Origin of the sequence: Geminocystis sp. CENA526 (assembly GCF_050753365.1) — a bacterium.
Lineage (GTDB): Bacteria > Cyanobacteriota > Cyanobacteriia > Cyanobacteriales > Cyanobacteriaceae > Geminocystis.
On sequence record NZ_JBLZFY010000028.1, the window covers coordinates 1 to 18966 of the forward strand.

21 protein-coding genes and 2 pseudogenes are annotated in these 18966 nt (G+C 33.1%); 12 read left to right on the forward strand and 11 right to left on the reverse strand.

The features are described 5' to 3' along the window. The first annotated feature begins 61 nt into the window (after positions 1–61). Positions 62–817: a cobalt-precorrin-6A reductase gene (locus tag ACN4EE_RS09780; protein WP_431706256.1), complete on the forward strand. Its 756-nt coding sequence runs from the start codon at positions 62–64 to the stop codon at positions 815–817. A gap of 129 nt (positions 818–946) precedes the next feature. On the opposite strand, the gene ACN4EE_RS09785 is transcribed toward ACN4EE_RS09780, so the two are convergent. The 4 genes from ACN4EE_RS09785 to ACN4EE_RS09800 form a co-directional block, all read right to left on the reverse strand. After that, entirely contained in the window at positions 947–1510 is a 564-nt protein-coding gene (locus ACN4EE_RS09785) for a Uma2 family endonuclease (protein WP_431706257.1), read from the reverse strand. A 105-nt stretch (positions 1511–1615) separates the two neighbouring features. Beyond that, positions 1616–2188 carry a Uma2 family endonuclease gene (locus ACN4EE_RS09790; RefSeq protein ID WP_431706258.1) on the reverse strand — a complete coding sequence of 191 codons (573 nt, stop codon included), beginning with the start codon at positions 2186–2188 and terminating at the stop codon, positions 1616–1618. Positions 2189–2285: 97 nt separating this feature from the next. Next, positions 2286–3167, reverse strand: a complete 882-nt coding sequence (locus tag ACN4EE_RS09795) for a DUF2887 domain-containing protein (RefSeq protein WP_431706259.1) — start codon at positions 3165–3167, stop codon at positions 2286–2288. A gap of 16 nt (positions 3168–3183) precedes the next feature. Then, positions 3184–3654 (reverse strand): SH3 domain-containing protein, encoded by a 471-nt coding sequence (locus ACN4EE_RS09800; protein WP_431706260.1) that lies wholly within the window; start codon positions 3652–3654, stop codon positions 3184–3186. A gap of 165 nt (positions 3655–3819) precedes the next feature. Here ACN4EE_RS09800 and ACN4EE_RS09805 point away from each other — a divergent pair, with 165 nt between their 5' ends. The 3 genes from ACN4EE_RS09805 (at position 3820) to ACN4EE_RS09815 (ending at position 7292) form a co-directional block, all read left to right on the forward strand. Continuing rightward, on the forward strand, positions 3820–4917 hold the full coding sequence (locus tag ACN4EE_RS09805) for a tetratricopeptide repeat protein (protein WP_431706261.1): 1098 nt from the start codon (positions 3820–3822) through the stop codon (positions 4915–4917). A gap of 135 nt (positions 4918–5052) precedes the next feature. Beyond that, positions 5053–5880 (forward strand): HAD-IIB family hydrolase, encoded by an 828-nt coding sequence (locus ACN4EE_RS09810; RefSeq protein WP_431706262.1) that lies wholly within the window; start codon positions 5053–5055, stop codon positions 5878–5880. Positions 5881–6134: 254 nt separating this feature from the next. After that, a complete protein-coding gene (locus ACN4EE_RS09815) occupies positions 6135–7292 on the forward strand; it encodes an aminotransferase class V-fold PLP-dependent enzyme (RefSeq protein ID WP_431706299.1) in 1158 nt (385 codons plus the stop codon). Positions 7293–7388: 96 nt separating this feature from the next. Here ACN4EE_RS09815 and ACN4EE_RS09820 read toward each other — a convergent pair whose 3' ends face one another. Next, a complete protein-coding gene (locus ACN4EE_RS09820) occupies positions 7389–7739 on the reverse strand; it encodes a YkgJ family cysteine cluster protein (RefSeq protein WP_431706263.1) in 351 nt (116 codons plus the stop codon). Between the two features lie 143 nt (positions 7740–7882). On the opposite strand from ACN4EE_RS09820, the gene psb30 reads away from it, so the two are divergent. Next, on the forward strand, positions 7883–8014 hold the full coding sequence (gene psb30 / locus ACN4EE_RS09825) for a photosystem II reaction center protein Ycf12/Psb30 (protein WP_066115540.1): 132 nt from the start codon (positions 7883–7885) through the stop codon (positions 8012–8014). A 204-nt stretch (positions 8015–8218) separates the two neighbouring features. Here the strand turns inward: psb30 and ACN4EE_RS09830 are convergent, their stop codons facing one another. After that, positions 8219–9724, reverse strand: coding sequence for a TIGR03985 family CRISPR-associated protein (locus ACN4EE_RS09830; protein ID WP_431706264.1), 1506 nt, complete (start codon positions 9722–9724; stop codon positions 8219–8221). 150 nt (positions 9725–9874) lie between these two features. On the opposite strand from ACN4EE_RS09830, the gene ACN4EE_RS09835 reads away from it, so the two are divergent. Beyond that, positions 9875–10051, forward strand: coding sequence for a hypothetical protein (locus ACN4EE_RS09835; RefSeq protein ID WP_431706265.1), 177 nt, complete (start codon positions 9875–9877; stop codon positions 10049–10051). 493 nt (positions 10052–10544) lie between these two features. Here the strand turns inward: ACN4EE_RS09835 and ACN4EE_RS09840 are convergent. Next, a pseudogene (locus tag ACN4EE_RS09840) lies at positions 10545–10804 on the reverse strand (ParE family toxin-like protein). A gap of 291 nt (positions 10805–11095) precedes the next feature. Between ACN4EE_RS09840 and ACN4EE_RS09845 the strand changes: the two are divergent. Continuing rightward, positions 11096–11551 (forward strand): hypothetical protein, encoded by a 456-nt coding sequence (locus ACN4EE_RS09845; protein ID WP_431706266.1) that lies wholly within the window; start codon positions 11096–11098, stop codon positions 11549–11551. A gap of 102 nt (positions 11552–11653) precedes the next feature. Here the strand turns inward: ACN4EE_RS09845 and ACN4EE_RS09850 are convergent, their stop codons facing one another. Further along, a complete protein-coding gene (locus tag ACN4EE_RS09850; protein WP_431706267.1) occupies positions 11654–13567 on the reverse strand; it encodes a hypothetical protein in 1914 nt (637 codons plus the stop codon). 96 nt (positions 13568–13663) lie between these two features. On the opposite strand from ACN4EE_RS09850, the gene ACN4EE_RS09855 reads away from it, so the two are divergent. Continuing rightward, entirely contained in the window at positions 13664–14188 is a 525-nt protein-coding gene (locus tag ACN4EE_RS09855) for a tetratricopeptide repeat protein (RefSeq protein ID WP_431706268.1), read from the forward strand. A 176-nt stretch (positions 14189–14364) separates the two neighbouring features. Here the strand turns inward: ACN4EE_RS09855 and ACN4EE_RS09860 are convergent. Both ACN4EE_RS09860 and ACN4EE_RS09865 read right to left on the reverse strand, forming a co-directional pair. Continuing rightward, a pseudogene (locus ACN4EE_RS09860) lies at positions 14365–14547 on the reverse strand (ISAs1 family transposase); the annotation flags it as partial. A gap of 22 nt (positions 14548–14569) precedes the next feature. Further along, on the reverse strand, positions 14570–14854 hold the full coding sequence (locus ACN4EE_RS09865; RefSeq protein WP_431706269.1) for a hypothetical protein: 285 nt from the start codon (positions 14852–14854) through the stop codon (positions 14570–14572). A 187-nt stretch (positions 14855–15041) separates the two neighbouring features. Here ACN4EE_RS09865 and ACN4EE_RS09870 point away from each other — a divergent pair, with 187 nt between their 5' ends. Together ACN4EE_RS09870 and ACN4EE_RS09875 are read left to right on the forward strand one after the other, a co-directional pair. Continuing rightward, a complete protein-coding gene (locus tag ACN4EE_RS09870) occupies positions 15042–16313 on the forward strand; it encodes a hypothetical protein (RefSeq protein WP_431706270.1) in 1272 nt (423 codons plus the stop codon). 61 nt (positions 16314–16374) lie between these two features. Further along, a complete protein-coding gene (locus ACN4EE_RS09875) occupies positions 16375–16641 on the forward strand; it encodes a nucleotidyltransferase family protein (protein WP_431706271.1) in 267 nt (88 codons plus the stop codon). A gap of 12 nt (positions 16642–16653) precedes the next feature. Here the strand turns inward: ACN4EE_RS09875 and ACN4EE_RS09880 are convergent, their stop codons facing one another. Next, positions 16654–17202, reverse strand: a complete 549-nt coding sequence (locus ACN4EE_RS09880; protein ID WP_431706272.1) for a hypothetical protein — start codon at positions 17200–17202, stop codon at positions 16654–16656. 499 nt (positions 17203–17701) lie between these two features. Between ACN4EE_RS09880 and ACN4EE_RS09885 the strand changes: the two genes are divergently transcribed. Both ACN4EE_RS09885 and ACN4EE_RS09890 read left to right on the forward strand, forming a co-directional pair. After that, entirely contained in the window at positions 17702–18172 is a 471-nt protein-coding gene (locus ACN4EE_RS09885; protein WP_431706273.1) for a hypothetical protein, read from the forward strand. A gap of 263 nt (positions 18173–18435) precedes the next feature. After that, on the forward strand, positions 18436–18894 hold the full coding sequence (locus tag ACN4EE_RS09890; RefSeq protein WP_431706274.1) for a hypothetical protein: 459 nt from the start codon (positions 18436–18438) through the stop codon (positions 18892–18894). Positions 18895–18966: the final 72 nt, after the last annotated feature.

The window sequence follows — 18966 nt, forward strand, 5'->3', positions numbered from 1 at the left end:
CTCTTCCCCCTCTTCCCCCTCTTCCCCCTCTCTCTTCTTAACTATTCACTATCAACTATAGATGATTTGGCTTATTGGCGGAACTTCAGAGAGTGTTTCGATCGTACAGTTATTAACACAACATCACATTGATTTTATCATCACTGTCACCACATCGAGTGCAGTACAACTTTATCGATCGAATCCTGAGTGTAAAATTATAGTGGGTAAACTGTCAGCATCGGAAATAGCCTCATTTATCAGGCAACAGGATATAAACCTTATCATCGATTCTTCCCATCCCTTTGCGGTGAATATATCCCAAACGGTAATTAACCTCAGTCAAGAATTAAAGATACCCTATTTACGATACGAGCGCCCAAATCTTAACCCTTCTCCTTCCATTTCCTATGTTTCTTCATTGGAATCTCTTACCACAGAAAACTCTCCTCTTTACGGTAAACGGGTATTATTAACTATCGGTGCTAAATTTTTACATCTATTCAGCAATTATCATCATTTAGCAACTCTTTACGCTCGAATACTTCCTTATCCAGAGTCTATTAATCTAGCTTATGAAGCCAATTTTCAGTGCGATCGAATTATAGCACTTCGTCCACCTATTACCGCAGAATTGGAAAAAGCATTATGGCAAATGTGGAATATAGACATCGTTGTCACTAAAGCAGGGGGGAAAGCTGGAGGAGAAGACATCAAACAGCAAATTTCCCAAGAATTAAATATTCCTCTTATTATTATTGAAAGACCAAAATTAAGTTATCCTTTAATCACTGATAATGTAGAGAAAATTTTAGAGTTTATTGTTAATAATAATTAGAATTTGCTCTTTATTAAAAGAAGTTTTTGATGAAATAGGGTTGAACATTGTTCAACCCCTACGCAAGAGAACATAGAAAAGAATTTTAATAAAATAATTATCACAAATTACAATTTTTACAAAAAATTATCAAAGTTTAAGCCAAGAAAATATTTGATTCGGTGTTAATTCTAAATCAAGGTTATTAATTATGGGTAAAATTTCTTCATCATGGTAAATTTTTAGGGCTTTTTCGGGTTGAAATACCATGATCATTTTTTCATCTGTATCGATTAACCATCCTACTTGTGTACCGTATTCTAAACAGAATAAAATATTATCAATTACTTTCGTTGGTTTTTGATTTGGTGATAAAATTTCGATCGTCAAATCAGGATAAGAATTAAATTGATTAGCTATTTCTCCTTCATCATCTAAGGGTATTCTTTCCCAATAAAAAATAGCAATATCTGGTACGATCGATCTATTAGAAAAGGTACAACGCAGTTCAGGTAAAGCATAAGCGATTCGCTCTTTTAATTGATTAATAATTTCACAAATTTTATACTGAATTTGACTATGTTTTCCTTGAGGCATGGGTTTTCTTATTACTTCATTATTAATATATTCATAGGCTGGAGCTTCGTCTATATAGTCTTTTTGCAAAAATTCTTCTAGGGTTATATGCTTTTGTTTAATAGGTGTGATCGTCATAAATTTTGATAAACTACATTTTTTTGTAATGATTTTAGGGTATTTTAATTTTCAAGAACCAAAAAGAAAAATAATGATTTTTAGTAACAATTTTAAGAAAAATTATCAAAGTTTAAGCCAAGAAAATATTTGACTCGGTGTTAATTCTAAATCAAGGTTATCAATTATAGGTAAAATATCCTCATCACGATAAATTTTAAGAGCTTTTTCTGCTTGAAATACCATGATCATTTTTTCATCTGTATCGATTAACCACCCCATTTTTGTACCGTTTTCTAAACAAAATAAAATATTATCAATTACCTTAGTGGGTTTTTGATTTGGTGATAAAATTTCGATCGACCAAATAGGAGCAAAAAAGATAGCATTATTGTCTAATTCTCCATCTTCATTAAGGGGAATTTGTTGCCTATTTATTATTACTATATCAGGTACGATCGATCTACTACCAAAGGTACAACGTAATTCTGTAAATGTAACGGCTTGTTTTTTCTTTTCCAAAACTGATTCAATGAGACTAGCTAATTTAATTTGAATACGACTGTGATGAGTTTTGGGCATGGGTTTTCTCACTACTTCTTTATTTATATATTCATAAGCAGGGGCTTCGTCTATATAGTCTTGTTGCAAAAATTGTTCTAGGGTTATTTGGGGTTTAATAGGAGTGATTGTTACCATAGTCTTTTCAAAAATTCAAGATTTGACAGAAGATTTCCTCCTATTCTATTGTTTTTAGTGGTATCTTCTTCGATCGCTTTTTATAGTAGTTGGAGAATTATTTATCGTTATTGCTAAACCAGTTTTCTAAGTCATCTATTCCTTGAAAATCTAATAACGCTTCCGCAAGGGATTCTAGTTGAGGTACACACAGCGATCGTACTCTATTTTCCACAGATTTTGATAAAGTACCACAACGTCGTTTTAGCAGACGCATTACTAATTCGACTTCACCTTGTTGTAAACCCTGTTGTAAACCCTGTTGTAAACCTTCTTTTTTAGCTTTTTCTTGCCAATATTCTACTAATGTTTCGTAGGCATTAAGTTCAGGCATTTTTGCAGTTCTCAAATCAAACATCTTCAATATCTCCTCTGTCGTTAATTGGGGCAGTTTACTTTTAAGTATAGCTTCCATGAGCTTGAATCGTCTTTGAAATTCATCCTCTGTTTCTGCCGTACTTAGAATAGATTTTCCTAGACTTTTTACTTCAGAATTTTGGACTACTATTAATTTTAACAATGATAAATTGGGACTTAAATCGTTGAATAGTAATAAATCTTCTAAATAAAGTCTTGTTATGTGAGTGTTTAACAGAGTTCGATAAGGAATATCTGAGCCTAAATCAAGATTCCTACTTTTTAATATCAATAAACCTTGCCAGTTTCTTTTCACTTCATATTGATATAGATAGAGATGACTTTGGGCAAAATATCGCCCATAAAATTTTACATCCCGTTGCATTTGGGCTTCTAAAAAGATTAATGGTACATTTATATCATCTCCTGAAGGAGTTAAAAGTCCATCTAAGCGAAATTCTGTATCTTTGATAACAGGGGAACTATAACTAAATTCACAATCGGCTGGTATTGTCGGTATTAATTCATTGATTAAAGATGGTTCAGCAAGAAAGATATTGTAAAATAGTTTATCGGTTTTCATAAGTTACCATTACAAATTATTCATTGATTTTTTCCACGTTACCTGCTTTAACCCAACCTTCTTGTTGACTATTGGGAATGCGAACTTTTTGCCACTGTCGATCGTTACTGGTGGTTAAAATAATAATTTCGGTATTGAAACCTACTCCCCCAACTCTTTCTGCACTGGCACTAGGCTCTGATCTTAAACTTAAACCCGTTGACCATGTTACTCTTGCTTTATAAGCACCATCGGGTAATTTTTCGGCAGGTGGCTCTTCTTTTTTAACTTCTTCTACTTTGGGAGGCTCTTCTTTTTTTTCAACCACAGCAGGGGTAGGAGTTTCTTTTTTCTCAGGGGTAGATTTTTCTTCGGCGAATAAATGTTTCGAGGGATTGACGGCTACATTGGTAAGGAAAAAATAAGCCCCTCCAGCGATTCCCGCACCGAATAAGATAATACCCAAGAAGAAACCCACGATAAATTGGAAAAAGCTAGACAGACTCATAATTATTACTCTCAATCACGATTTTAATTTCAAATATTAGCAAATTATTTGCCGATCGAACTCGATCGAGCTATAAAATTTTTCATGCTCAATTAATTAACTGTGCAAAAAGTCTTTTTATGTTATTATTAAGATTCTTTAAGTTTAACGGAGGTTAAAAACCGAGTGTATAAGCACATTATCCCTCAAATAATTATCTCTTTACTTTTAGGAGGTATGGGTTTATTTCCCGTAGAATTAACGGCACAAGCTCAAACGACTCAAACCGTAGCTACTAGATTAAATCCTCAACAAAGACAAGAATTATTTAGGTTACTTCAACAAGGTAAACAGTATTTCAACGCTAGGGATTGGAATAATGCTCTATCTATTTACCGTCAGGCGGCAACTTTAGATGGTGATAATCCGAAGATTTTTTCGGGAATGGGTTATCTCTACGCTTCTTTAGGGGATTTTCAGTCAGCCGTCAGTGCCTATCAACAGGCGTTAACTCTTGCTCCTGATAATGGCGATTTTTACACCGCTTTGGGTTATACTTTTGCTCAAATGGGTGACTATTCTAAAGCCATTGAATCCTATCAACGAGCTATGGCATTACAACCCAATAATGCTGATAATTTCACCGCTTTAGGGGTTTTACTACTGCGTAATCAACAATATGATTTAGTTGAAAATTACTACAGAAGGGCGATCGCACTCGATCCTAAAAATGAAACTGCTTACGATATGATGGCTACGGCTTTATATCAACAAGATAAAAATGATGAAGCTATTGCTTTCTTAGAGGATTCGATCGAGAAATTTCCCCACAACCACGATTTAAGATTAAAATTAGCTACAGCTTACTTTAAAGGAGAAAAATCTGCCCAAGGATTAGAACAACTAAAGATTTTAGAACAAAGTGATGCTCATAACCCCAAAATTATCCTAAAAATGGGGATGGTATATGAACAACAACAGGATTTAGAAAAAGCCTTAGAAGCCTACCAAAAAGCATCCGCCCTTGATAGTAATTCCATTCAAGCCTACGGAGGTATTGCTAGAGTATATGAACAACAACAAGATGATTTTCGAGCCATTGTAGCTTATCGGCGTTTTATTGAATTAGCTCCACAAAATCCCTACGGTTATCATCGTTTAGGCTTACTGCTCAAGCAACGAGGAAGAAGTGCTGAAGCCAGACAGATGTTAGAAACTGCCAAAAGTATTTATGAACAACAAGGTAAATTAGATAGCGTTGCCCAAGTGAAAAAAGAATTATAAGCGAATAAATAAAGTGACAAGTAGTGAATAATAAATAGACTGTGATCATAATTATAATTTTCCCCGTAGAACAGGCATCTTGCCTGTTTTTCTGGAGATTTCTAATTAAATTAAGAATGTTTTGAAGTATGCACAATGAATCAACTTTTAATTTGTACGGATTTAGATAGAACTTTAATTCCTAATGGCGAAGCCCCTGAATCCCCTCAAGGTAGAAATTTATTTAGTCAATTAGTATCTCAATCTAACATTCGTTTAGCCTATGTCACTGGACGTGATCGATTTTTAGTACAAAATGCCATCGAACAATATCAATTACCCTCACCTGATTTCGTCATTGCTGATGTGGGTTCAACTATTTTTACTATAGACAATAATCAATGGTTAAGGTTAAAAGATTGGGATGAGTATATAGGTAGGGATTGGCACAATAATAATTCTCAAGATTTGATCTCTTTATTTGCTGATATTAAAGAATGTCAATTACAGGAAAAAGAAAAGCAGGGTTTACATAAATTAAGTTATTATATTTCTCTTGATATTAATATCGAAAATTTACTTAATCAAGTTTCTAATATTTTAGAAAAAGCTAACTTTAAATCTAATTTAATTTGGAGCGTTGATGAAGAAAAAAATATCGGTTTATTGGATATTTTACCTCATTCTGCTAATAAGTTTCGTTCGATCGAATATTTAATGAAACATGAGAATTTTACCTTAGAAAATACAGTATTTTCGGGAGATAGTGGCAATGATTTAGATGTGTTAATAAGTCCGATAAAATCAATTTTAGTGGCAAATGCCCATGGAGAAGTAAAAGAAAAAGTTAACTCTTATATACAAGAAACAGGAGATACAAATTCAATTTATATCGCCCTAGGAAATTACTTAAATATGAATGGCAATTATAGCGCAGGAATTTTAGAAGGCATTGCCCATTATTTTCCCTTTCTAAGTGAGTAGGCAAAATTAATTGTATGTTTACTTTATGAAAGGCAAGAGGCAAGAGGCAACAAAGATGTAAGTTATTTTAATTAATTTTAAAATTCACAATCTATTTTGCATAAATATTTATAGGTAATTAGGGGGCGCTGAAAAAGTATTTTGATGAGGGTAGGTATCAGGCATCAGGTATCAGGTATCGGGTGTCAGGTTAAAGAATGAAAAATCAAGGTTTTGAAGCGTTATCTCTTTCCATTACTCATTATCTATTCACTATGATTGATATTTTAAAACACAGAGAAGAATTTACTGGTTTACAGGATAAATATTATTTTAACTACGGAGGACAAGGTATTTTACCTCGATCGAGCCTCAAAAAAATCATCGAGAGTTATCATTATCTTGAGGAAATAGGCGTTTTTAGTCTTAAATCTAATAGTTGGGTACAAAAAATCATCCAAGAAACGAAAAAAGCCATCGCCGATGAAATTGACGTAACTCCTGATACCATCGCCTTAACGGAAAATGTTACCGCCAGTTGCAATATTCCTCTTTGGGGTATGAATTGGCAACAAGGAGACGAGATTTTATTAACCGATGCCGAACATCCGGGAGTAATTGCTATCATCAAGGAAATTAGTCGCCGTTTTGGGGTTAAAATCGTTACTTGCCCTATGGTTGCTACTCTTAATGAAGGTAATCCCGTTACTGTCATCGAAAACCATCTCACGGCAAAAACAAAATTGTTGGTTATAAGTCACATTTTGTGGAATACGGGGCAAGTGTTACCCTTAAAAGAAATTGTTTCATTATGCCATAACTATTTTCATTATCCTATACCAGTATTAGTGGATGGGGCGCAGTCGGCAGGAAGTTTACCCCTTGATTTATTAGAATCTCAAGTTGACTACTATGGTTGTACAGGACATAAATGGTTATGTGGTGCGGCAGGTGTCGGGTTTCTTTATGTGCGTCAAGATTTAATTTCTCAGTTGCCTCCCACTTTCATCGGTTGGCGCAGTTTAAACTATAGTAAATCTGATTTGCCTTTAAGTGATTCTGCTAGTCGTTATGAAGTGGCGACTTCGGCTTATCCTCTGTTTTGTGCCTTACAAAGCTCGATCGAACTTCATCAACAATGGGGTACTATTGAGCAAAGATACAACAGAATTTGTGAATTAAGTCGTTATTTGTGGTTAAAATTAAACCAAATTTCAGGTATAGAATGCTTAAAACAGACTCCTCCAGCATCGGGGTTAGTGTCGTTTTATCTCAGAAATGGACAAGATGCCAATAAAGTAGTCAAAATCTTAGAAGAAAAAGGGTTTTACTTGCGCACTTTAGTTTCTCCTTATTGTATCCGTGCCTGTGTCCATTATTTCACCCTCGAATCAGAGATAGACGCATTAGTTAATTTTTTGGACAATATGTGATTAGAATTTGCTTAACAAGGCTTTTTCTTCCCCCTCTTCCCCCTCTTCCCCCTCTCTTATCTTCATCATTTTATATCGAACTCAGGTAAACTTAGATTATCCCTCTGTTTGTTTTATATAATTAATCATTTCCTCACTTTCTTCCCCGTAAACTCCTTCAATTTGTTGATGACAGCAATCAATGGCAAATTCTTCAAATTCTTCTAGGGGAATATCGTACATTTCATGGAAAATATCAGGTTTGACTCGACAAAAACGAGGTCGATCGAGATATATTTGACATTTTCTGGTTTCTCGATCGTAATTAATACACCAACCATCTTCTCCTACCATACTCATATATAGCTCTAACTCTGATTCTGTCAGGTATTCAGCTAAATTCGGACGCTCGATCGGGTCTAAGTTACAACAAGCACCACAATTTTCTACACAAAGCCAATGACTCATAAACAAAAAGATTTGTTACAAAACTTAATAAATTTTCGTTGATTTTAAGGATAACGAAAGCAACCTTTCCTAGTATCATATATTTTGTTAGCTTTATGATTAAACATTTAAAATCACCTGTTTAAAATATATTAGGAGTAAGTATGGATTTTATTACCAATCTTTTTAGCGGTTTAGATTTGCAAGTTATTTTACAATTAACCTCCGTAGGTTTCATTTTAATTGCTGGTCCTGTAATCGTTTTCATCCTTTACGCATTACGAGGAGATTTATAAATCCTTCGTCTCCATACCCCTCATCTCCAAGAGAAGGGGGGAAACATATTTAAAAATTACACACTAAACACGAAAAAATTATCATTCTGGGCTAATACAGACAGGATGCCAGTGCCACTAAATGTCGAACTGAGGTATAAATGGGCATGAAGTTATTATTCCCCCCTTTCAAAGGGGGTTAGGGGGGATTTCGATCGAATATCCTCAAATTTTAGAATTATAAACTTTCCATAATTTTTGACAATCTTCCTGCATTCTTTTTCTCAAATCATGGGGTGCTAAAATCTCCACATTATGCCCCCAACTTCTCAAGCGCATAATCACATCCGCCTCCACATTATCCCCCCCCTCCTTGCCGTGACGATAATCCATTACATAATAAGCATCATCCGGATATTTTTTGATTACCTCATTAATTAATTCCCTCTCATTATCGGTGATAATAGTTTTAATGTTAGAGTTTTTTAAATGTCGATCGAACTTTGCCCAAAAATCCTTGAGATTCTTTACATTTAATCGTTGAAAAGTATCATGACGTTTCGTATTTTCAATATAATATTTATGAAAATCTTTGGGAAAACGTAACAGCATGGTTTTAATTTCCCTATGTAAATCTACCCCTAAAGCCTTCTGCAATTCATTATAAATATCATCGGATTTTTGTTCTTGTTTTTCGTCTTTTTCATTAGGTAATTCAGGATGAATATATGGATCATCATCATCCCAATTTACAGTGATAATATACTTATTTTTTTCCCATTCCTGAAAATGATCTAAACGATAATTATAATAACTTAAATAATTATCACCCGGTTTAGAACCATAACCCGTTAAATACATTCCCCGTTGATTATAGAATAAACAAATAGGATAAGTAACTAAAGCATCATAAATTTGTTTTTGACTAGAACTTTGATATTTAATCTTAATTAAAGGTATATCTTCTTTTTCCCAAATATTTCGTAACTCATAAATTATATCTTCAACTTTATCAACATCATTTTGATTAACGATGTGTTGAAACTTGATAAAAAATCTTTGTTGATCTTTTAAATTTTCTGAAGTCATAGTTAATACCTGATCAAACTTAATATTATTCACAAAGTCATAAATATTAGTACTTTCAGCACCATTATTAACATTAATATTAGCTGTTAATTTCTGTTCAATATCTTCTAAAGATAACTTACTATAACGTTTATTTTCAGAAACTAAGAAACCTCTTTTTGCTAAACAAATAAAATCGTTATTAAAAGTTCTAATACCATTTTGACCATTTTGTTCATTTAAACAGTCAAAAGGAATTAAATTAAGTATTTCCTCTTTTTGCTCTTTTGTTAATTCAAGCCCAAATAAATCTTGAAATTGTTGAAGCCAATTTTCTTTCTTAATACCAAATGTATCTAACCAATCTTTGACAGACTCTTGTAAAAATTCTTGGTTATCTTCCCTATTAAAAAAATCTCTCCAATCTTTTTGAGTAAAAGTTTCTTGAGGATTTATAAAATAAAAATCAGAATCTTGATCATAAAAACTCATTATTTCTACATATAAACGAAAGGCTTTTTTAATATTATCAAAGAAATTTTTTTGTGCCTTTTCAAAATTAGGTCGATCGAACTTAGGATACCGTAGGTTTTTAGGTATATCAATAGTCCATAAATTAGCAGGTAATGGGGGATATTCTTGAGATAAGGACATTTCTGGCATAACTATCACACTGACAATGAGGATAACTTAACCTTAGCGTAATGGGATGCTAAAGAGTTTTAATATTACATTTTTTTTACAATGTGAGGAAAACCCCTTTTCCTGCCCTAAGTTTAAATTATATTTGTTAACCAAAAAAAGGTAAAAATTATGACTGAACAAGAAGCATACGAAAAAGGCGAACGTGACGGCGCTCACAATCAAGGCTATCATAATCCTGCCAGTGATCCCGCCAGTAGAATGGTTTGGTCGGGTGCAAAAGCTAACGCCATTAGTGAAGCCTACGCCGCTGGTTATAAAAACGGTCAAAAAAATAAGCCTAAATAGGGCGTTGACAGTCTGAAAGTATGAGTTAACAAGGGGTTTAAGCCTCTTGTTTTTTCTTAAATCGACGCAATAAACCAAAACCCAAAAATCAGTTCGATCGAGCTATCGTCTTCTAGCTAGAATTTTATCGTATTCTGTTATACAAAACTTAATCATAGTTGATTATTTAACTAAAACATTGGTTTTAGAGAGTCTGCTTCTTGCTTCATCCAGTCAAGTCGGCTTGATACTGTCCACAAGCGTTAATTCGGCTGTAACCCAACCTATTTTCCTGAAATGTTCACCTATTGCTTAACCATTATTTTCAACTGTTTTAATGTTTGTGGCATCCCAAACAACCTTGTTACAGGTAAGTTAGTTTTAAACGAGGTATGGTCTTTCTACCAGAAATATTTTACGCCTTGGTTTTCGGCTTTACTTAATCATAACACATTATATTGAGTAAAATTAATCTTTTTTTAGATATATATAGTTAAATTTGATTAACTATTCGTTAACAGTTAATCGCTCCGTGAGAACCAATCCAAAACCAGATAATTTTATCTTCATCACTTCTCATTACTCCTAATGCCCTCCATCCAATGCCCACTCGAACAGACCAAATATTTTCTTTTGGCTTAACTATTTTAAATTCTAAACTAGGATGAAAAGGATTTTGTTTCCAAATTTGGTAATTTTTTTTGCTGTTTCTTGAATTCGTGACGGTAACTGTAAAAATTGTTGACGAAAATTTTTAGTTCTTGAAGATTTTATTCGTCTTCTCCAAATCCTTACCGATTGGGTTAAATCGGATTTGTTTACCCTATACATTCTGGAGCACTGCTTTGATGATGATCCAGTAGATATCCCCTACCGATTGGGTTAAATCGGATTTGTTTACCCTCACCCCAACCCCTCTCCCAGAGCAGGAGTGGCTTTTCTTTCCCCCGTTTGGAAAGCTAGGGGAGATTATAGGTTCGATCGCATCTTAGAAAAACCCTTTTCCTGCCCCTATTTATATTAGTAATTGTTGAAACGGGATAGAGGAAAAGAGGGGAAATTTCTATGTTAAATTTAAGATTTCAAACTTTAGCACAACAATTAAAAGTATTAGCATTTGACGCAAAAGATTTGAACCCTGAACACTTACTTTCTGTTGCCGAAAAATTTGTTTCTAAACGATTAGCATGGGCAAAAAATAAACGCTATGATTTAACTGATATTTTTGTACTTTGGGAAACTTTAAATATTGATGCGGTTATGGAATTAGAAAATGCAGGAGGTAAATTAATCCGTGTTGGTGTTTCTTTTGTCGGCAATGAAGATAAAGGGCGCGATCGAGTTTATGATTTAAAAAGTCGTAGTGGTTATGGTATTCGTAAAGCATTAAAATTAGAACAATACTGGGTATTTGCCGTAAACTTCAAACATTTTCCTTGTCAAGATGAATGGATTGATATTCTTTACCGTGAAATCGATACCCCTGTCAATCATTCTGGTTGCCGTTTAATCATCTTGTAACGGAAATTCCCCCCTTTCAAAGGCTAGGGGGCTGTTTGCAAGGCTCATTGAAATACAATTCTACCCCGACTTTGAAAAAACCCTGCTCCCCTAGGGGGATATTTAATAACCGATTTGATTACCTAATTTAAGCAATGCCTTTTTCACATCCACCACGTTATTTCGATCGATTTGAATAGCGGTTATTGTTTCCTCTACTTCTGTTTTAAAAGCTCTTATTTTTGCAAAATCATCATTTCTTAATTGCCCTATCAAAGAAGTAATTGTAACTTTAGTTCGATCGTTATTTGCAATAATATTATTAAAATCATTAGTTAATTCTCCCGTCCAAATTAAACCTGCATACTCAAGATAAGTGGCTATGTGTATTAATCCCAAAATAGGACTTATAGTTATGGGTTTTAAGTTATTTAATCTTCCTAATGCCTGTTGTGCCTTTTGTTTATCTCCCATAATTACAGCAAAACTTACTACTCTTCTGAGGATACCGTGAATAGGATAATTACTATAATCAGAAGTGAGAAACCAAGGATTAATTAATAACTTAGAATCTTCCAATGCTTTTCTAAAAATACCCCATTCATCAAATTCATTTTTAAAATAAGATTGATAACCTAATCTAAATAAATGCAGTAAAGAAAACCCTTGAAAACTTATGTCTAATTGTTTAATATGTTGCATTATTTCTAAATAGGAACTTTCCTCTTTTAAATCTAAACTTTTTGCCAAATATTGACGGGAAATGTTAAAATTACCTGCAACAGCTTCTAATTGACAACGATATTGATATTGTCGTTTTTTATCATTTAAAGCCACAAATTCCGCTATAGCTTTTTCACTGTTCGATCGAGCTTTAGTTAACAATTCAGCATCATTATTTTGTAAATATTGATAGATTTGTGCTTGTAAACAAGTTCCTAAACCTTTAGCTCTTAAATCTGATTTAATAGCATTATCACTATCATCATTATCTATGATTAAAGCAAAAAATTCTTTCATTCCTTCACTAAAGAAACTATCATAAAAATCAATAATAAATTCAGTTTCTTGAATCGCTTTTTCAAAATCAAATCGATCGGTATAATGAACCGCTTTAGCCACTAAACCTTCCATAAATAAACTGAGATGCTCTATTTGGTGATATAGTTGAGATTTTAATTCATCTAATTTTTGTACTTCTTGACTAGCCTTAAATAATTTACCACTGTGATTATACGCCGTTAATGCCCAATAATGAATAGCATATTTAAACCAAATTACGTTATTTTCTTGATTCTTTTCTCTCAGCTTTTCCGCTAACTTTTGATAAACATTTTTTTCGATATTTTCTGCTAATAGATAACCTGATTCTAAACCTCTTTTTTGATTAATTTCTTGTTCTAACCAACTGATTAAATAGTTAAGATGAGCATTTCTTTCACTATAGGGTAATTTCACTAAATTATCAATAACATTATTCAGAAATTCTAGGGCTTGATTTTTATTATTTGGTAAGTTTATTTCAACTAAAATAAATCGTAAAGCAAAACCGTAGGCTTGTTCTTGAAGTAAAGATTCAATTCTTTGAGAAAATAAGGGTACAATTAAAGTAAAATTATAATCTCCAAAAGTATCCTTCATTATTTCTTTCAATTCTTGATTCAATCTTCCATAGCTTCTATAACTCCCATTACTTAATAAATCTGCTATTTGTAAGAGGCGATGATTTTTAGCAAGTTGTTGTTTTACCCTTGTTAAATTAAAATTAATAATTTTTTCTTGACGCACTTGTAGAAAACGTAAAATGGTTTCTATTTTTTCTTCATATTCTTCATTTTTTGCAAATCGAGAAGCTGGATATAAACGTAAATTAATCTTTTTAAATCCCTCTTCATCTTTTTTTTGCACAATTTTTAAGACTAATTCAGCTATCATATAAAGATAATTTTCATTATTATTTTCATAAGCTATTTTTTCTTTATTAACTATGCGTATTGGTTGCCAATTTTTACTAACTCTTATATCTAATAACGGCACACCCCACCAACAACGGCAAAAGAAAACCTCCTTTCTTAATACCGTTTACCATGAAAAATGTTAATTAATTTGTAAATTACTGAGGACATAACTATTATGACAGACAATCAAACTATCAACGACTTAACCAGTGCGATCGAACTCAACTCCCAAGATAAAGAGGCTTATTTTAATCGAGCAAATGCCTATATTGATTTAGAAAAATATGAAGAGGCGATCGCTGATTTCACTAAAGCCATTGAACTCGATCCTGAAGATTCATCAGCTTATTGTGATCGGGGAAGTACTTACTGTGAGTTAAAACAATACCCAGAAGCACTCACAGACTATGCTAAAGCGATTGAACTTGATCCTAAAGATTTCGGTGTTTATTATTGCAGGGGAATTACTTACGATGAATTAAAACAATACGAAAATGCCATCGCCGATTTTACTAAAGCCCTCGAAATTGAGCCTGAACTTGCTTTTGCCTACAGTAATCGAGGGGAAGCCTACGAACACTTAAAAAAATACGACAAAGCCCGACAAGATTGGCAACAAGCCTTAAATCTTTGTCAACAACAGGGGGATGAAACTATGGCACAAACTATCATGGAATCATTAGAAAAACTACCAAAATAATGATAATTTAGTTCTCCCCTTTCAACAGCTCGTAGCGATATTGTCCCCTTTCAAAGGCTGACAGGGATATTCCCCCCTTTCAAAGCAGGGCTGTTTCATTTTAGATGAGTAAAAAAGGCTGAAAGATTTGCCCCAAGGCATCTACGCCCTTCTATTATCGATTCAAATTTTAACTATCTAAAAAAATTAATCCCAATTGTTTTTAATACTGAGATATTTATGGCTGCTTGTTTATGTTTTATTTTTGACTTATCTTCCTCCATTATTACATCTTTTACCCAATGTAGCTGATTTTCTATTCTCCAATGATTTCTTATTTTTTTTGCTACTTCTGTCGCTTTTTCTAAGTTACTACTTAGGGTTTGATTTATTCAGCAAACCCTAATTATTTTGATTCTCTCCAAACAAATGATCTAGTATTCTTTTATTTTCTGTTTGCAACCCTTTAATTTCTGATTGCATACTACGCATAATGCCTACGCTTTCTACAAACATTTCACTAAGAGATGCTATTTGTGTTGTAAGTTGACTAATCTGTTGATTCGTTTGTCGAGCAAGTTCAGATATTTCTTGTCGAACTTCTTTAATTTCAGTTTGATTAGCAACAGTGACTTTAGCACAAGTTTCTAATAATATTTCGATTCGTTTAAGTCTTTCTTCTGACATAATAATAGTTAGGTAAATAAGTATTGGATAGTTCGCTCTATCCTTACTTCATATTTTACTTCCATACTATACTGTTCAATGTGAAATTAATTCTTTTATTAGAATCTATTGCTGAATTGGAATCAGGAAAAGGGTTTTTCTCAAAGTAAGTTTTAATAGAATTGTCAATCATCACCATTACTATAATATGGACAATAGCCAATTCACCATTAAATATCATTCTCAACTAGAAAAATCCGAATTTGTCTTAGAAGTTGCTCCCATTTCCGATGAATTTACCGTTATTGATTTAATCAAAGATGCGAAGATACAATTAAATGAATTAGTTAATCAAAATATTTTTACTGGTTTTAAAATTCTCAAAATTACTGGACGTTTACCCTTACCTATTGCCTATCTTTTTGCCCATGAATTTCAACATTTTTTCAGTACGATCGCAGTTTATTACCCCCAAAATAACGTTTATGTGATCACTAATAGCACTGATCCGAATTATCACATTGGAGATAGTATTAACCCCATAACTAATGAAAAAATAGCCGTTAAATCCTCAGAAAAAGAAGCCTTTACTGCTCATACTTCAGGAGATATTTTATATGTTGATTGTACCGTAGGTATTAAAGAAGGAAATTTGTTAGCAAAAGAAGTTAATGAAAAAATCGATCGACTAATAGAAAATAAAGAAATAAAAGGCGGTAAATTATTAAAAATTAATGGAAAATCTAGCGTTTTAACCAGTTTTATTATTGCCCATAAAGTTTGTCATTTATACGCTAATATTCTTGTCTTTGATCCTAAAATTAATGGTTATGTCACCGTTATTCGTCATGGAGGAGAGTATGCCATTGGCAATTTTATTCCCGAAAACCTATCATTAAATACATCAAAAAAAATAGTTATTGGTGGTAATGCAAACCGAGGAAAAACATTAATTAAAGACGTTTTAAGAATAGTTTTAAGTCAATATTTAGATAACAAAAATTACTATCTTGTTTCTGGATGTCCTGATGGAGATGGTGCGTGGTATAATCAACTATGTCAAAATAATCTCACTTTAGCAAGACAATTAAAAGATAAATATAAAGCTAGTTTTACCCTCGAATTTGCTCATAATAAAGCTCAAGAAATCAGAAATATTAACAACCCTTTATTAATATTTGATGTGGGTGGCAAAACTATTAATAATCAATTAACTCCTGAAAATGAGATTATTATGGCACAGGCAACCCATGCTATCATTATCGGTGCTGATGAAGCAGAAATTACTATTTGGCGTGATAGTTGTCAAGCATTAAACCTAAAAATTATCGCCGAAATTATCACTAAAACTGAGTCGGGAAAAGATACTTTTGAGGTGAAAAATGACATTTTTACTGGTACAATTCATCAATTACAAAGGGGTAATAATATTGTGGGTTCGATCGTCCTTAATAAACTAGCAGAATATTTAGTAATATGATCCATTTAGGATTGCTATAAGATTTAATTTTGCTATAGTAATTATAAATTAGATGGTAAATATGATGACAACATTAATTAAAGATAAAATAGATATTTTTCAGGAATTGCAAAAACATCAAAAAACTTTAGAAAGTTATGGTGTAAAACGTTGCGGTTTATTTGGTTCATTTCGCAGAGGAGAAGCCACAGAAAACAGTGATATTGACTTATTAGTAGAATTTCACCCTGAGTTAAAAACTTTTGTTAATTTTATGGATTTATGTTTTTTCTTGAGGATTTATTTGGGCGAAAAGTCGATATTTATCATTACTGTAGAAGAGCCATAACGATCGTCTCTGCTAAAGTAATTCTAAAGAAAATAAGGTGATTTTTTGACTATTTTTTTGATACTCAGAAAAACGAATAAATTGCAAATCATCTTCATCTAAAACCACTTGATAGTTAAACACTTGATAAATGGAATTAAGAGTAGGATAACTAGGGGAAGATTTAATTTCTTCTGTGAAACCGAGATTAATTAAAGGTTTAGTGACATTATTTAAGCCGATTTCTTCTTTCAAACAACGATATACCGCTAATTCTGGGGTTTCTCCTGCCATAATTTTCTCCGATAAACTATTTAAACCCCGTTTTCTTACCGCACCAGTAAAGAATATTTGCTTATCTTCCACAAGGGTAAATAATTGTTCTCCTAGCTTAACTTGCACATTTACCGATACTAATTTTACTACCCGATAGAGTCGATCGAGCCTTGTTTCTAAGGTAGTTTCTCCCGATTCGATTTCGTTTTGGAGTTCAACGGTGGTTTTTGTTCCTTTTTCGTGACTCCATTGTTCAAGGTTAATGTTATGTTGTGATAATAAACTATTTAATTCAGTGATACTCATTTTTTTTATTTTTAACTACAATTAGATATTAGAGTATCTGAGGAAAAGAGTCTTTCTTTGATCTTTTGTAAATACCTACGTCAGGAAAATTTAAATGAAAACAACATTTTCTCCACTCATTATTTTCACCCAGCTGTATTAGGTAATTACAGAAAAATTTTGAAATGACAATTCCATCTATTAATTAAAATCTCAACTGCTCAGTAAAGGCGATATACGCAAAATTATGAATGAGTATAAAGTAAATTCTAGGGGTGATCAAGTTCGATCGAACAACACCACAACTCGATCGAACTCTTAGAAAAACCCCTTTCCTAGCTTCTTTTATATTAGTAATTGTTCAGTTAATGAATGTAGGAGGATAATATTATGTCTTGGTAAATGTTTTTCTAAAAAATTAAGTTGCCTTACCCGGGTAAGGCGCTTAAGACTAACAGAAAAGCCCTTTTCTTAGCCCCATTTATCTTAGTAATTGTTGAAAGTAAAGGAAATAAGAAGTATGAAAAATCAAGCCCTCGTCATTACTATTTCTGGTTTATTAATTGGTGGATTCGGCATTGCTAACAAAGTTGAAATTCTTAAAATCGCTGGTACTGGTTTATTATTCTCCTCTGTCACCCTCACCCTCATCGAAGATAAAAAACAAACACAACCTAAATTAGATACCCCCCCTCAAAATCCCCCCACATTTAACCTCCCTCCCAAACCTAAAAACCCTCAACCTTCCACTAACACTGCAAAACCTATAATTCCTACTAAACCTAAAAAACCTCAAATTATCGCTTCTACTAAAACCGAAAAACCCGTACTTTCCACTAAACCTAAAAAACCTCAAATTATTACTTCTACTAAAACCGAAAAACCCGTACTTTCCACTAAACCCCAAATTATTGCTTCTACTGACACTGAAAAACCTGTACTTCTTCCTAAACCTACTCGCCCCGTAAAACAACTCGCTCAAATCCGTTAATTTTCATCGGTAATGGTAAGTCATAATTCCCTTATCATTACCAGAAAAGCCTCTTTCTTAACCTCATATATCTTATTAATTGTCGAGGGAAAAAAAATTTTTTCAAAAACCCTTGACGAAATTAAATTTTGAGGTTATATTGTGTATGTGACTCAAAAAAGGGCTTAAACCTAACCAAGTCGCAACGCATTGTTTACCTCTGTAAATAAAACCAACGATCCGCAGGATCGCTGTGTCTAAAAATAGAAATGGAGGAAAACTCAATGTTAGGTTTAAGATTTCAAACTTTGGCTTCACAATTAAGAGTATTAGCTTTCAACGCCCCCGATTTGAATGTAGAACATTTACTCTTTGTGGCTAAACAATATCTACCAAAACGTTTCTTATGGGCAAAAAACAAACGTCATGATTTAAGTGATATTTTTGTCCTTTGGGATGTTTTAAATATTGATGCCGTCATGGAATTAGAAAATGAGGAGGGTAAATTAATCCGTGTGGGTGTTTCTCTACTAGAAAATCAACACAAAGGGTTCGATCGAATCTATGAATTAAAAAGCCGTAATGGCTATAGTATTCGTAAAGCATTAAAATTAGAACAATATTGGGTATTTGCCGTAAAATGGAAAGACTTTCCCAAAGATCAAGGAGAATGGATCGATATTCTTTACCGTGAAATCGATGCCCCTGTCAATCATTCTGGTTGCCGTTTAATTGCCTTGTAACCACGCTCTTATTCCCCCCTTTCAAAGGGCATTATTGTTCCCCCCTTTCAAAGGGGGGTTAGGGGGGAACAT

What these genes read in the sequence shown, in the direction of transcription:
- ACN4EE_RS09875 (WP_431706271.1), top strand. Translation starts at nt 16,375, where the DNA reads ATGATGACAACATTAATTAAAGATAAAATAGATATTTTTCAGGAATTG.
- ACN4EE_RS09835 (WP_431706265.1), top strand. Translation starts at nt 9,875, where the DNA reads ATGACTGAACAAGAAGCATACGAAAAAGGCGAACGTGACGGCGCTCAC.
- ACN4EE_RS09790 (WP_431706258.1), bottom strand. Translation starts at nt 2,188, where the DNA reads ATGGTAACAATCACTCCTATTAAACCCCAAATAACCCTAGAACAATTT.
- ACN4EE_RS09810 (WP_431706262.1), top strand. Translation starts at nt 5,053, where the DNA reads ATGAATCAACTTTTAATTTGTACGGATTTAGATAGAACTTTAATTCCT.
- ACN4EE_RS09880 (WP_431706272.1), bottom strand. Translation starts at nt 17,202, where the DNA reads ATGAGTATCACTGAATTAAATAGTTTATTATCACAACATAACATTAAC.
- ACN4EE_RS09870 (WP_431706270.1), top strand. Translation starts at nt 15,042, where the DNA reads ATGGACAATAGCCAATTCACCATTAAATATCATTCTCAACTAGAAAAA.
- ACN4EE_RS09885 (WP_431706273.1), top strand. Translation starts at nt 17,702, where the DNA reads ATGAAAAATCAAGCCCTCGTCATTACTATTTCTGGTTTATTAATTGGT.
- ACN4EE_RS09845 (WP_431706266.1), top strand. Translation starts at nt 11,096, where the DNA reads ATGTTAAATTTAAGATTTCAAACTTTAGCACAACAATTAAAAGTATTA.
- ACN4EE_RS09830 (WP_431706264.1), bottom strand. Translation starts at nt 9,724, where the DNA reads ATGCCAGAAATGTCCTTATCTCAAGAATATCCCCCATTACCTGCTAAT.
- ACN4EE_RS09815 (WP_431706299.1), top strand. Translation starts at nt 6,135, where the DNA reads ATGATTGATATTTTAAAACACAGAGAAGAATTTACTGGTTTACAGGAT.
- ACN4EE_RS09800 (WP_431706260.1), bottom strand. Translation starts at nt 3,654, where the DNA reads ATGAGTCTGTCTAGCTTTTTCCAATTTATCGTGGGTTTCTTCTTGGGT.
- ACN4EE_RS09820 (WP_431706263.1), bottom strand. Translation starts at nt 7,739, where the DNA reads ATGAGTCATTGGCTTTGTGTAGAAAATTGTGGTGCTTGTTGTAACTTA.
- ACN4EE_RS09890 (WP_431706274.1), top strand. Translation starts at nt 18,436, where the DNA reads ATGTTAGGTTTAAGATTTCAAACTTTGGCTTCACAATTAAGAGTATTA.
- ACN4EE_RS09795 (WP_431706259.1), bottom strand. Translation starts at nt 3,167, where the DNA reads ATGAAAACCGATAAACTATTTTACAATATCTTTCTTGCTGAACCATCT.
- ACN4EE_RS09865 (WP_431706269.1), bottom strand. Translation starts at nt 14,854, where the DNA reads ATGTCAGAAGAAAGACTTAAACGAATCGAAATATTATTAGAAACTTGT.
- psb30 (WP_066115540.1), top strand. Translation starts at nt 7,883, where the DNA reads ATGGATTTTATTACCAATCTTTTTAGCGGTTTAGATTTGCAAGTTATT.
- ACN4EE_RS09785 (WP_431706257.1), bottom strand. Translation starts at nt 1,510, where the DNA reads ATGACGATCACACCTATTAAACAAAAGCATATAACCCTAGAAGAATTT.
- ACN4EE_RS09855 (WP_431706268.1), top strand. Translation starts at nt 13,664, where the DNA reads ATGACAGACAATCAAACTATCAACGACTTAACCAGTGCGATCGAACTC.
- ACN4EE_RS09780 (WP_431706256.1), top strand. Translation starts at nt 62, where the DNA reads ATGATTTGGCTTATTGGCGGAACTTCAGAGAGTGTTTCGATCGTACAG.